At 63.1% G+C, this 12,642-nt stretch carries 12 protein-coding genes; 9 read left to right on the top strand and 3 right to left on the bottom strand.

Going from position 1 to position 12,642, the window contains the following annotated elements:
* Positions 1-59: 59 nt before the first annotated feature.
* Positions 60-875, top strand: coding sequence for an undecaprenyl-diphosphate phosphatase (bacA, locus tag AB5Z05_RS03345; RefSeq protein WP_120416346.1), 816 nt, complete (start codon positions 60-62; stop codon positions 873-875).
* A gap of 65 nt (positions 876-940) precedes the next feature.
* On the opposite strand, the gene AB5Z05_RS03340 is transcribed toward bacA, so the two are convergent.
* The 3 genes from AB5Z05_RS03340 to AB5Z05_RS03330 form a co-directional block, all read right to left on the bottom strand.
* Complete coding sequence (locus AB5Z05_RS03340) at positions 941-1,648, bottom strand: ChrR family anti-sigma-E factor (RefSeq protein WP_279464118.1); 708 nt, start codon at positions 1,646-1,648, stop codon at positions 941-943.
* On the bottom strand, positions 1,641-2,210 hold the full coding sequence (locus tag AB5Z05_RS03335) for a sigma-70 family RNA polymerase sigma factor (RefSeq protein ID WP_005355542.1): 570 nt from the start codon (positions 2,208-2,210) through the stop codon (positions 1,641-1,643). The genes AB5Z05_RS03340 and AB5Z05_RS03335 overlap by 8 nt, the downstream gene beginning before the upstream one ends.
* 141 nt (positions 2,211-2,351) lie before the next feature.
* Positions 2,352-2,918, bottom strand: a complete 567-nt coding sequence (locus tag AB5Z05_RS03330) for an LON peptidase substrate-binding domain-containing protein (protein ID WP_101530424.1) — start codon at positions 2,916-2,918, stop codon at positions 2,352-2,354.
* A gap of 310 nt (positions 2,919-3,228) precedes the next feature.
* On the opposite strand from AB5Z05_RS03330, the gene argS reads away from it, so the two are divergent.
* From argS to AB5Z05_RS03290, 8 genes are all read left to right on the top strand, one after another.
* Positions 3,229-4,974, top strand: coding sequence for an arginine--tRNA ligase (gene argS, locus AB5Z05_RS03325; RefSeq protein ID WP_270906143.1), 1,746 nt, complete (start codon positions 3,229-3,231; stop codon positions 4,972-4,974).
* Positions 4,975-4,977: 3 nt separating this feature from the next.
* Positions 4,978-5,823 carry an SPOR domain-containing protein gene (locus tag AB5Z05_RS03320; protein WP_005340771.1) on the top strand — a complete coding sequence of 282 codons (846 nt, stop codon included), beginning with the start codon at positions 4,978-4,980 and terminating at the stop codon, positions 5,821-5,823.
* Between the two features lie 202 nt (positions 5,824-6,025).
* On the top strand, positions 6,026-6,559 hold the full coding sequence (gene hslV / locus AB5Z05_RS03315) for an ATP-dependent protease subunit HslV (RefSeq protein ID WP_005340772.1): 534 nt from the start codon (positions 6,026-6,028) through the stop codon (positions 6,557-6,559).
* 66 nt (positions 6,560-6,625) lie between these two features.
* Positions 6,626-7,954 carry an HslU--HslV peptidase ATPase subunit gene (gene hslU / locus AB5Z05_RS03310; RefSeq protein WP_005340773.1) on the top strand — a complete coding sequence of 443 codons (1,329 nt, stop codon included), beginning with the start codon at positions 6,626-6,628 and terminating at the stop codon, positions 7,952-7,954.
* Positions 7,955-8,160: 206 nt separating this feature from the next.
* On the top strand, positions 8,161-8,802 hold the full coding sequence (locus AB5Z05_RS03305) for a TetR/AcrR family transcriptional regulator (protein WP_005355553.1): 642 nt from the start codon (positions 8,161-8,163) through the stop codon (positions 8,800-8,802).
* A complete protein-coding gene (gene hlyD / locus AB5Z05_RS03300) occupies positions 8,799-9,767 on the top strand; it encodes a secretion protein HlyD (RefSeq protein ID WP_005355555.1) in 969 nt (322 codons plus the stop codon). The genes AB5Z05_RS03305 and hlyD overlap by 4 nt, the downstream gene beginning before the upstream one ends.
* Positions 9,764-11,533 carry an ATP-binding cassette domain-containing protein gene (locus tag AB5Z05_RS03295; RefSeq protein WP_227272806.1) on the top strand — a complete coding sequence of 590 codons (1,770 nt, stop codon included), beginning with the start codon at positions 9,764-9,766 and terminating at the stop codon, positions 11,531-11,533. The genes hlyD and AB5Z05_RS03295 overlap by 4 nt, the downstream gene beginning before the upstream one ends.
* Positions 11,530-12,639 carry an ABC transporter permease gene (locus tag AB5Z05_RS03290; RefSeq protein WP_236317401.1) on the top strand — a complete coding sequence of 370 codons (1,110 nt, stop codon included), beginning with the start codon at positions 11,530-11,532 and terminating at the stop codon, positions 12,637-12,639. The genes AB5Z05_RS03295 and AB5Z05_RS03290 overlap by 4 nt, the downstream gene beginning before the upstream one ends.
* Positions 12,640-12,642 lie beyond the last annotated feature (3 nt).

Genomic DNA, 12,642 nt, shown 5'->3' with positions numbered 1-12,642 from the left:
CCGCCCCGAGACCCTTTCGGGGCGTTTTTACATCAACGAAGTTAAGGATTGTTTGTTCGATGACTGACACTTATAGCCTGCTGGTCGCCTTTATTCTGGGCGTCGTCGAGGGGCTGACCGAGTTCCTCCCCGTCTCCTCCACCGGCCACATGATTATCGTCGGCCATCTGCTGGGCTTTGAAGGGCCCAAGGCTGCCACCTTCGAAGTGGTGATCCAGCTTGGTTCCATCCTCGCCGTGGTCGCCGTCTTCTGGCGCCGCCTGTTTGGCTTGATTGGCATCCACTTCGGCCAGAAGCCGTCCCGGGATCACGCCACCCTGTCGCTGGTGCATGTCATCCTCGGCATGATGCCCGCCATCGTGGTCGGTCTGGCCATCCACAGCTGGATCAAGACCAACCTGTTTGGCCCACAGACCGTCATGTACGCGCTGGTCGCGGGGGGCATCCTGCTCATCATCGCCGAGAAGTTCCGCCCGGCCGTCACAGCTGAAACCCTGGATGACATCAGCTACAAGCAGGCGTTCGGCATCGGTCTGTTCCAGTGTCTGGCCCTGTGGCCCGGCTTCTCCCGCTCCGGCGCCACCATCAGTGGTGGCATGCTGATGGGGATCAGCCGTCACGCCGCCGCCGAGTTCTCTTTCATCATGGCGGTGCCCATGATGGTGGCGGCCAGCGGGCTTGATCTCTACAAGAGCCGCGACTTCCTCTCCATGGCCGACTTCCCGATGTTTACTGTGGGCTTTATCACCGCCTTCGTTGTAGCGATGTTTGCGATCAAGACCTTCCTGACATTGATCCGCCGCATCGACTTTATCCCGTTCGCCATCTACCGCTTTATCGTGGCGTTCGCCGTCTATCTGGTGTTTGTCGCCTGACCGGCAGCCTGCAATGAAATGAGAAAAGGGACCAACTTGGTCCCTTTTCTATGGCGTCATGGTGCTCAGTAGAGGTGCTGGCTGATGCCGTTCAGCAGCCGCGACAGCCCTTTGGTGAACTGCACCGGCGCATCCTGCACCGTGTAGCAGAGGCAGCCATCGGGCGTATGCGGGCTGTGGGAGTGGCTGGCATCACGCCAGATGAAATCCCCCGCCTTGTAAAGGGTATCGCCATCCTGAATATTGCCCGCCAGCAGCAGGGTCAGCTCATAACCCTGATGGGTGTGCTCGGGGATGCGGCCGCCCGCTTCGATATGGAGCAAACTGGCGCGCGCGCCCATCTCGTCCAGCGGCAAACTATGCTGACGAATAGCCCCGATATGGCGCCACTTGGACGAACGATAGCGGGCCAGCACCCGTGGCAAACGGTAGGCGTGCCCGGCTACCTCCAGCTCGCCGGGCTGGGCTCGGGGCTGGGCTCGGGGCTGGTCATGTGTTGGCTCGGAGAGGGGCTCTGCCAGCGGCTGGGCCAGAATATCCGCCAGCATGGCGTCGAATCCGGCGTCCAGTCCCACTTCATCCCGAGAGTCCAGCTCGGGCTCTGCTGGCGAGGCAAGATATTGCTGCGCCAGCTCCTCTTCGAATGTCTTCAGTCGGGCAGCACAATCGGGGCAGAGTTCACAGTGGGCGGAGAGCCCCACCGCCAGCGGCAGAGGGAGCTCGTCGGCGGCGAAGGCGCGCAGCATAGGGTCGGTCGGATGGGCTTTAATCATGGCCTTGCTCCACTTGCTCTTTCAGTTTCTGTAACGCCAACCGGAGGCGGGACTTGATGGTACCGAGCGGCACGCCGAGTCGCTCCGCCAGCTCTTGCTGGGAAAACTCCTGCAGATAGATGCCGCGCACCACCTGCTGTTGCGGCTCCGGCAGGGTACCCAGATAGTGGGCCATCTGACGGGTCAGCACCGCATCTTCCCCGCCGCTCAGATGCTCCTCTTCGGCCTGAAACTCCAGCACGGGCCACAGCTCCTCGGCACAGAGATCTTCCTTGCTGGCGCGACGACGGCGCAGCATGTCGAAGCACTGGTTGCGCATCACGGTGTAGATCCAGGTGGTCGGCGCCCCCTTCTCGGGGTGGTAGAGGCGCGCCTTCTGCCACACCAGCAGCATGGTCTCCTGTACCAGCTCCATGGCGTTGGCCTCGCTGCCGAGGTGGCGCAAGCCGTAGCTGCGAATGCGCGGCGCAAAGTGTTGGAACAGGCGGGCAAAAGCAGCCTTGTCGGCCTGCTCTGCCACCCTGATCAGCAGAGATTTGAGGTCGCCATCCGGGTTATCCATCACGGGCGAGGTCCTGCGTATGGTCGAGTGTGGTTGGCCAGTATATGCCATTGCGCCATCCCTTTGGTGTGCTGTCGAACATGCTGTGGTAATGACTGGTACGGCCCTGCGGCGCTGGCAGATCAGCAGTTCATGAAAAAATCAGTGGCTGGCCACCAGCACCCCCTTGAGCAGGGCGATGGCGGGCTGATTGTCGGCGGCGGCTAGCAGCAGCTGCTTCTGCTCGGGGGGGATCGGCAGCACCTCCAACCAGCGCTGGGCCACCCAGTTGCCATCATCCCAGCGGGGGGCGGGATAGAGGGCAGCATAGTCGGGATAGTCGGCAAACACCTCCCGCAATGCTTCGACCAGCGGTTGCTGATCGGGATGGAGCCGGCGGGGCGGCCAGGCCGTCAGCGGCGTCACCTCGCCGATACGCAGGCCATCCTGCTCCTGCCACAGATCCTCTATCTGCACCCGCTCCATCCCCTGCACCGTGATCCCCAGCATGCCGTCCGGCAGCCGGTCGAAATCGATGATGGTGACCCGGGTGGCGATGGGCAGCATGTTGCGCAGGGCGTCGGGCTGACGAGGGTCCACCATGCAGAGGGCAAAGCCGGACTCCCCCGCCTCGGCGATCATCCGCTGGTATCTCGGTTCGAAGATCCGCAGCGGCATGACGCCGCCGGGCAGCAGGTGGGCAGATAGGGGAAACAGCGCCAGTCGCATCGCAAACTCCTCGGTTGGGAACGTATGTTGATACGCCGGGCCAGAGGGAGGAGATCATTCCCGTCAGCGGAAAGGAAAAACCCTTAACAATCAGGGGAAAATAGCCTGGACAAGCCGCTTCGATATGCAGTAGAAATGGATAAGCACCGTAATTTCCGCCCAATATTCTGGAATATGGCGCCAAACGCAGTGAAATATCCGCCCGACAGCGAGCGGCGGGTCATCCCTATAGTTTTCTCGGGCCGATGCGGGTAAAATTCACGCCCTTATATATCAGTCATTTTTCGACGCGCAACCTTGGTGGTCAGTTATGAAAGAGCATATTCATCATCTACTTGAACAAACGGTAGCCAATCTCAAGTCAGCAGGCGTCCTGCCGGCGGACCTGGAAGCCCGCGTGCAAGTAGACCGATGCAAGGAAAAAGCTCACGGCGACCTGGCTACCAACCTGGCCATGCTGCTGGCCAAACCGGCCCGCAAGAATCCCCGTGAGCTGGCGGCTGCCATCATCGAGCACCTGCCCGCCTCCGACCTGATCGCCAAGGTCGAGATCGCCGGTCCCGGCTTCATCAACTTCTTCTTCGACCAACGCTGGCTGGCCGGTCAGGTCGAGGCCATGGTGACCTCTGCCAACGCCAACGTACGGTTGCCCGCGCCACAAACCGTGGTGGTGGACTACTCCGCCCCCAACGTGGCCAAAGAGATGGCGGTGCACCACATCCGCTCCACCGTACTCGGTGACGTGGCTGCGCGCGCGCTGGAATTCCTCGGCCACAAAGTGATCCGTGCCAACCACATCGGTGACTGGGGTACCCAGTTCGGCATGCTGATCGCCTATCTGGAGAAGATGTCCAACGAAAACGCCTCCGACATGGAGCTGCGCGATCTGGAAGCCTTCTACACCCAGGCCAAGCGTTGCTACGACGAAGATGAAGCCTTCGCCGAGCGCGCCCGTAACTACGTGGTGAAACTGCAGGGTGGCGACGAGTACTGCCGTACCATGTGGAAGAAGCTGGTCGACATGACCATGGAGCAGAACCAGCGCAACTACGACCGCCTGAATGTCTCCCTGACCAACAAGGACATCATGGGCGAGTCCATGTACAACGACATGCTGCCGGAGATCGTGGCCGACCTGAAAGCCAAGGGGCTGGCGGTCGAGAGCGAAGGCGCCACCGTTGTCTTCCTGGATGAGTTCAAGAACAAGGATGGCGAGGCCATGGGCGTCATCATCCAGAAGAGCGATGGCGGTTTCCTCTACACCACCACCGACATCGCCTGTGCCAAATACCGTTACGAAACCCTGGGCGCCGACCGGGTGATGTACTTCATCGACTCCCGTCAGCACCAGCACCTGATGCAGGCCTGGACCATCACCCGCAAGGCGGGCTATGTGCCGGAATCCGTCCCCCTCGAGCACCACGCCTTCGGCATGATGCTGGGCAAGGATGGTCGTCCCTACAAGACCCGCTCCGGTGGTACCGTCAAGCTGGTTGACCTGCTGAACGAAGCGGAAGAGCGCGCTGCCGCCCTGCTGGAGAGCCGCAACAGCGACCTCTCTGCCGAAGAGAAGGCCGAAGTAGTGCACGCCATCGCCATGGGTGCGGTCAAGTATGCGGATCTCTCCAAGAACCGCACCACCGACTACATCTTCGACTGGGATCTGATGCTCTCCTTTGAAGGCAACACAGCTCCTTACCTGCAATACGCCTACACCCGTATTCAGTCCATCTTCCGCAAGGCCGGCGTCGATGCCGCTACCCTGACCGGCAATGTGACCCTGAACGAGGAAGCGGAAGAGACCCTGGCCCAGAAGCTGATCCAGTTCTCCGACGCGGTCAACGGCGTGGCGGACAAGGGGATGCCGCACCTGCTCTGTACCTACCTGTACGAGTTGTCCGGCAACTTCATGACCTTCTATGAAGCCTGCCCGATCAACAAGGATGGCGTGGACGAAGCAACCCGTCAGAGCCGTCTGCTGCTGTGCGCCGCCACCGCCAAGGTGCTGAAACTGGGCCTCGGCGTACTGGGCATCCATACCCTGGAGCGCATGTAATAGATGGCAACCCGGGATTATGTCGGCAGCCGCCCGCGACGTCGGGCGGGTGGCCGCAATACCAAGAAAGCGGCCCCTCGCCGCTTTCCTGTTATTCCAGTGCTGCTGGTCGTGGCACTGCTGGCAGGCTTTGGTGGCTTCCTTTACATGATCAATGGCAAGGGCAACGACGCCCCCACCATTGAGGAGCAGGTAAAGGCCAACAAGCCAAAAGCGCAGAATAACGGGCTGCCTCAGGAGAAGTGGAGCTACATCGAACGGCTTGAGAACAAGCAGGTCGATATCATAGAGCCGCCGACCCAGCCGGGTGTGCTGCCGCCACCACCGGCAGATACCATGACCCTGCAGCCGGAGAAGCTGCCGCAACCGGTGCCGACCGACATTCCCCAACCGGGAACGCCCATCGGCCAGCCCAAGCCCTATCAGCCCAATCCGGCGACCACCCCTTCCACCTCCGGAGCACCGGTTGCCAGCGCGCAAGAGCAGGTGATCGACCGCAAGGCCGAACGGGAACGGATGGAGCGGGAGATCCGCGCCGAGCTGGAACGGGAGCGGGCCGAAGCGGCCAAGGCCAAAGCGGCCACTCCGCCAGCCCAGACCGCAGCCGCCGACAGCGGTCGCTATATGATGCAGTGCGCCGCCCTGCGCTCGCAGGATTCCGCAGAGTCGCTCAAGGCGCGTATCGCCTTCACCGCTGGCCTCTCTTCCAGCCTGCAGGTGATCAATGGCGCCAACGGCACCGTCTACAAGGTGATGGTGGGCCCCTTCAACGGCAAGGCGGCCGCCGACGCGGCCAACAGCAAGCTGCAGAGCTCCGGCATCAGCGGCTGCATTCCCAAGAAAGGGTAATCCGCTTACCGATGACGCAGGGCCGGGTGGCAACACCCGGCCCTGTTCTTTTGGTGTCACTTCTTTTGGTGTCACTCGCACCCACGCTCTTTACTACCCCGTTTATCCCGACCAAGGGCAGGGTTGAAAAGCCCGTTTGCCATCCCCATCTTTCTTGCCATGCACAGTCAGGCCGTCATTCGGCTCAAGCGAGGTAAGTAAAGTGACTACCATAGTTTCAGTTCGCCGCAACGGTCAGGTCGTCATCGGTGGCGATGGCCAGGTCTCTCTTGGCAACACCGTCATGAAGGGCAACGCCCGCAAGGTTCATCGCCTCTATAACGGCAAGGTGCTGGCCGGTTTCGCTGGCGGTACCGCCGACGCCTTCACCCTACTCGAACGTTTCGAAGCAAAACTGCAGGCCCATCAGGGTAATCTGGAGCGCGCCGCCGTGGCGCTGGCCAAAGATTGGCGCACCGATCGCGCCCTGCGCCGCCTTGAAGCGCTGCTGGCCGTGGCCGACGAACACAAATCCTTCATCATCACCGGCAACGGTGACGTGGTACAGCCGGAGCACGATCTCATCGCCATCGGCAGCGGCGGCAACTTTGCCCAGTCCGCCGCCATCGCGCTGCTGGAAAACACCGAGCTGGATGCCAGGACCATTGTCGAGAAGTCCCTCAAGATTGCGGGCGACATCTGCGTCTTCACCAACGGCAACCACACCATCGAAGTGCTGGACTATTCGGCGAAATAAGGCCACCAGCCAAACCCAATTTCCCAAGGGGTGGGCACTGCCCGCCCCGGATACAGGAACACCATCATGTCCGAGATGACCCCGAGAGAAATCGTCCACGAGCTGGACAGACACATCATTGGTCAGGCCGATGCCAAGCGCGCCGTTGCCGTTGCCCTGCGCAACCGCTGGCGCCGGATGCAACTCAACGAAGAGATGCGCCATGAAGTGACCCCGAAAAACATCCTGATGATCGGCCCGACCGGTGTCGGCAAGACCGAGATCGCCCGTCGTCTGGCCAAGCTGGCCAACGCCCCCTTCATCAAGGTAGAAGCGACCAAGTTCACCGAAGTGGGCTATGTCGGCAAGGAAGTGGACAGCATCATCCGCGATCTGACCGATGCCGCCATCAAGCTGGTGCGCGAAACCGAGATGGAGAAGATGAAATATCGCGCCGAGGAAGCCGCCGAAGAGCGCATCCTCGACGCCCTGCTGCCCAACCCGCGCAACACCTGGGGTGAGGAAGAGAAAGCCGACAACTCCAACACCCGCCAGATCTTCCGCAAGAAACTGCGGGAAGGTCAGCTGGATGACAAGGAGATCGAGCTGGAACTCTCCGCCTCCCCGATGGGCGTCGAAATCATGACCCCGCCGGGCATGGAAGAGATGGCCAACCAGCTGCAGGGGCTGTTCCAGAATCTGGGCCAGAACCAGAAGAAGAAGCGCAAGATCAAGGTCAAAGAGGCCATGAAGGCGCTGATCGAAGAGGAAGCAGCCCGTCTGGTCAATCCGGAAGAGCTGAAGCAGAAAGCGATCGCAGCGGTCGAGAACAACGGCATCGTCTTCCTCGACGAGATCGACAAGATCTGCAAGCGCGGCGAGAGCTCGGGCCCGGATGTCTCCCGTGAAGGGGTACAACGCGACCTGCTGCCGCTGGTCGAGGGCTGTACCGTCAACACCAAGCACGGCATGGTCAAGACCGACCATATCCTGTTTGTCGCCTCCGGCGCCTTCCAGATTGCCAAGCCGTCCGACCTCATCCCCGAGCTGCAAGGCCGTCTGCCGATCCGGGTCGAGCTGACCGCACTGACCACAGATGACTTCGAGCGTATCCTGACCGAACCGAACGCCTCGCTGACCGATCAGTACAAGGCGCTGATGGCCACCGAAGGGGTCAATATCGAGTTCACCAAGGATGGCATCCGCCGTCTGGCCGAAGCGGCCTGGCAAGTCAACGAGCGTACCGAGAACATCGGTGCCCGCCGTCTGCACACCGTGATGGAGCGCCTGATGGAAGATATCTCCTATGACGCCTCCGAGAAATCCGGCGAGACCTTTGTCATCGATACCGACTACGTCAACGCCCACCTCGGTGCGCTTGTCGAGGATGAGGATCTGAGCCGCTTTATTCTGTAAGCACGCCCAGCCATCACGATCAAAAACGCCTCCCTTGTGGAGGCGTTTTTATTTCCCTGCCACCCATTTCATCCCGCCCCTTGCGAAAGTCCGCCGTTTTTCATCCCTGCTGAAATCTGCTCAAAAAAAGATCTATCAACTTCTGTGCGATTGATTTATACATACGTATAAATCAGATCGAAAGCTGCGCAACAGGAACCAGAGAGATGAATCCAACCCGGCAGAAACTGCTCGATACCGGCCTCGCCATCGCCACCGAGAAGGGGCTGCGCGGCCTGACGGTACGCGAGCTGGCGGCGGCGGCCGAGGTGAACCTTGGCTCTTTCGTCTACCACTTCGGCAACCGCGACGCCTTTATCGATGAGCTGGTAGAGCTCTGGTACGCCCCCCTCTATGACGAGCTCAAATCGGTGGCAGCCAAAGGTTCCTACCCCTCTGCCATCGCCATGTTCGAGGCCACCATGGAGGCGCTGATCGGGCTGGTGGCGCGCCAGCGCGGCTTTATCAACCACCTGTTTGGCGATGCGCTGGCAGGCGAAGGGGCGGCCCAGCGTTTTCTGCTCAGCCTGCCGCGCCGCCATCCCCTGCTGCTGATCGAACAGGTACGGATGGCACAGGCGGAAGGGTCGCTGGTCGCGGGTCACCCGCTCCAGCTGATGATCTTCATCATGGGGTCGGTCGGCCTACCGCTGGTTATCGCCGGCAGCGGTCGTCAGCTCGGCTGGCTGCCTGAACAGGCCGCCCCCTTTATCAGCCAGATAGACAACCCCGAGGCCGCCAGACAGCGGCTGGTATGGGCCCTGCGCGGCCTGCGCCCCACCGACATGAAGGAAGGAGAAGCGGCATGAAACAACGCATTGCAATCGTAGCCCTGCTGCTAACCGTTATCGGCGGCTACCTCTGGTGGCAGGGGCGCCCGGCCGACGGCTCCATCCTCTACGGCAACGTCGATATTCGCGACGTCAATCTGGCCTTTCGGGTCGGCGGACGCGTCGATCAGGTGCTGGTCGATGAGGGGGATAGGGTAAAAGCCGGTCAACTGCTGGCCCGCCTCGATCCGGCTCCCCTCACCCACAGCCGCGACAGCGCCCGCGCCAATCTGGCCGCGCTCACTGCCGCCAACGCCTTGATCCACAAAGGCTATCGCAGTGAAGAGACCGACCGCGCCCGGGCCGCACTGGCCGCCGCCGAAGCCGCTGCGCTGGAAGCCGACCAGCAGTGGCGCCGCCAGAGCGCACTGGCAGCCACCGGCGCCATCTCCCGCGGTCAGCTCGATACCGCCCGCTCCCAGCGAGATCAGACCCGGGCGCAGGTACGCTCCGCCCGCGAGCAGCTCGCCCAGCTCGAAACCGGCTACCGCCCGGAAGAGATAGCCCAGTCCGATGCCCAGCTGGAAGGAGCCAAAGCGGCGCTCGCCAGTGCCGAACTGGCGCTGGCGGATGCCAGCCTGACCGCCCCCAGCGACGGCATCATCATCAGCCGCGCCATCGAGAACGGCAGCATGGTGCAGAGCGGAGCGACCGCCTTCAACCTCTCCCTGACCGCGCCAGTCTGGGTGCGCGCCTATGTGGAGGAGCCTTGGCTCGGCCACTTCCCGAGCGGCGCCAGGGTGACCCTCACCACCGACTCGCGGCCGGATCAGCCCTATCACGGGGTGGTGGGCTTTGTCTCGCCCACCGCCGAGTTCACCCCGAAATCGGTGGAGACACCGGACCTGCGCACTCACCTCGTCTACCGGCTGCGCATCGTGGTGCAGGACCCCGACCCAGCCCTGCGCCAAGGGATGCCGGTCACCGTCAGGCTGGCGCCATGAACAGCGCTATCTCCCTTGAGGGGCTCACCAAACGCTTTGGCGAGCGGGTCGCCCTCAACGCCATCTCGGCCACCATTCCGACTGGCGGCATCACCGGACTGGTGGGCCCCGACGGTGCAGGCAAGAGCACTTTGCTGCGCCTGCTGGCCGGTCTGTTGATCCCCGAAGCGGGCACCATCCGGGTGCTGGGGCTGGATCCGGTGAGCGAGGGGGATCTGCTGCGCCAGCGCCTCGGCTACATGCCCCAGCAGTTCGGCCTCTACGAGGATCTCAGCGTGCAGGAGAACCTCACCCTCTACGCTGACTTGCGCGGCGTACTGGAGCCCGAACGCACGCCCACCTTCGCGCGGCTGCTCGCCTTCACCGATCTCGCCCGCTTCACAGCACGACCGGCAGGCAAGCTCTCTGGCGGGATGAAGCAGAAGCTCGGGCTGGCCTGCGCCCTGCTCGGCACCCCGGATGTGCTGCTGCTCGACGAACCGGGGGTCGGGGTCGATCCCATCTCCCGCCGCGCCCTCTGGCAGATGGTGCGCGAGCTGGCCAAGGGGGGGATGACGGTGCTCTGGAGCACCGCCTATCTCGACGAGGCGGAGCTGTGCGACCACGTGCTGCTGATGGCGGATGGCGAGGTGCGCACCAGCGGCACGCCGGCCGATCTGATGGGGGCCATGGCCAGCCGCTGCTGGCTGCTGGAGGCGGGGCAACTGGATGGCCGCGAGCGGCGCGCACTGCTGCGCCGGGCACTGGCTCACCCGGCGGTGATGGATGGCGCGGTGGCGGGGGAGCGAGTTCGCCTGCTGCTGCACCCTGGCATGACGCCCCCGCCGCTCCCGGAGCTGCAACTGGCCAACGGCGCCTTTCAACCGGCCCAGCCCCGGCTGGAGGATGCCTTTATCGACCTGCTCGGCGGCGGCCCCGGCGGGGAGTCGAGTCTGGCGGCCGGGATGCGGGAAGCCGAACTGCCGCAGGGGGTCTCCCCCGAGGCGGTGATCGAGGCGCGCCACCTCACCAAACGCTTCGGCGATTTTGCCGCCACCGATGATGTCAGCTTTGCGGTGCGCCGCGGCGAGATCTTCGGCCTGCTCGGCCCCAACGGGGCGGGCAAGTCCACCACCTTCAAGATGGAGTGCGGCCTGCTGCGCCCGAGCGAGGGACAGGCGCTGGTGACCGGCATCGATCTGGCCCATAGCCCCTCAGCGGCGCGCCAGCGCCTCGGCTACATGGCGCAGAAGTTCTCCCTCTACAAGCAGCTCACCGTGGCCCAGAACCTCTCCTTCTTCGCCGGTATCTACGGCCTGTTCGGCCGCCACCAGCAGACGCGGATCGACGCCATGGTGACTGCCTTTGCCCTCACCCCCTGGCTCGATCAGAAAGCGGAATCCCTACCGCTCGGCCTGCGCCAGCGTCTTTCACTCGCCTGCGCCCTGCTGCACGAACCGCCGCTGCTGTTTCTCGACGAGCCCACCTCCGGGGTCGACCCGGTAACCCGTCGCGAGTTCTGGTCGCACATCAACGCGCTGGCCGACCACGGCGTCACCGTGTTGGTCACCACCCACTTTATGGATGAGGCGGAGTATTGCGACCGCATTGCTCTCATCTATCGCGGCAAGCTGCTGGCCCTCGGCACCCCGGACGATCTCAAGGGGCTGGCGGCCAAAGAGGCGGCGACCTCTTTGCCAACAGGCTCCTTGCCGACCTGTTCTTTGCCAACAATGGAAGAGGCCTTTATCACGCTAGTCGAGCGGGCCAGCGAGGAGGACGCATGAGCATCAACCGTCGGCGACTGCTGGCCCTCTGCCGCAAGGAGACGCTGCAAATCGTCCGTGACCCGAGCAGCATCCTCATCGCCTTCATCATGCCGGTGGTGCTGCTGGTGGTGATGGGTTACGCCATCAATCTGGATGTGGACCATCTGCGCCTCGGCATCTGGCGCACCGACAGCGGCGCCCCGGCGGTGCGGCTGGAGCAGGCCCTGCGCGGCTCTACCGCACTGGAGATCCACAGCGGGCCGAGCAAGGAGTCCCTGCTCGCCAGTCTGGCCCGTGGCGAGATCCGCGGCCTGCTGGTGATCGATGACGGCTTCTCCCGCACTATGGCCGGTCAGGGCAATGGCACGCCGCAGGCACTGCTGCTGACCGACGGCTCCGAGCCCAACACCGCCAACTTCGTCACCAACTATGTGCAGGGGATCTGGCAGGGATGGCTCGCTGGCGAGGGGGTCGCCATGCAGGTGTCGATAGAGAGCCGCGCCTGGTTCAATCCGGCGCTGGTGAGCCGCAACTTTCTGGTGCCGGGCTCCATTGCGGTGGTGATGACCATCATAGGCGCCCTGCTCACCTCGCTGGTGGTGGCGCGGGAGTGGGAGCGCGGCACCATGGAGGCGCTGCTCGCCACCCCGGTCACCAAGGGGGAGCTGCTGCTCTCCAAGCTGTTGCCCTACTATGGCCTTGGCATCATCGCCATGCTGCTCTGCCTGCTCTTCTCGGTGGCGGTGATGGGCGTGCCATGGCGCGGCTCCCTACTGCTGCTCTTTCTGGTCACCAGCGTCTTTCTCGGCAGCGCCCTCGGGCTCGGGCTGTTTCTCTCCACCGTGATGCGCAGCCAGTTCAACGCCGCGCAGGCGGCGCTGATCGCCGCGTTTCTGCCCGCGGTGATGCTGTCGGGTTTCGTGTTCGAGATCGCCAGCATGCCGCCGCTGCTGCGGGCCATCACCCACCTCATTCCGGCCCGCTACTTCGCGAGCTCCCTGCAGACCCTCTATCAGGCGGGCAGCGTCTTCTCGATCCTGCTGGTCAACGGTTTCTGTCTGCTGCTGCTGGCCGGTTTCTGGCTGGCCCTGACCGCCCGCAAGACGCGGCGCACTCTGGAGTAACCC

It is taken from the genome of Aeromonas sp. R2-4 (assembly GCF_040908365.1).
In the GTDB taxonomy this organism is placed as follows: Bacteria; Pseudomonadota; Gammaproteobacteria; order Enterobacterales; family Aeromonadaceae; genus Aeromonas; species Aeromonas veronii.
Note: the sequence above shows the minus strand (reverse complement) of the source record. Positions and strands in the feature narration are given on the sequence as shown.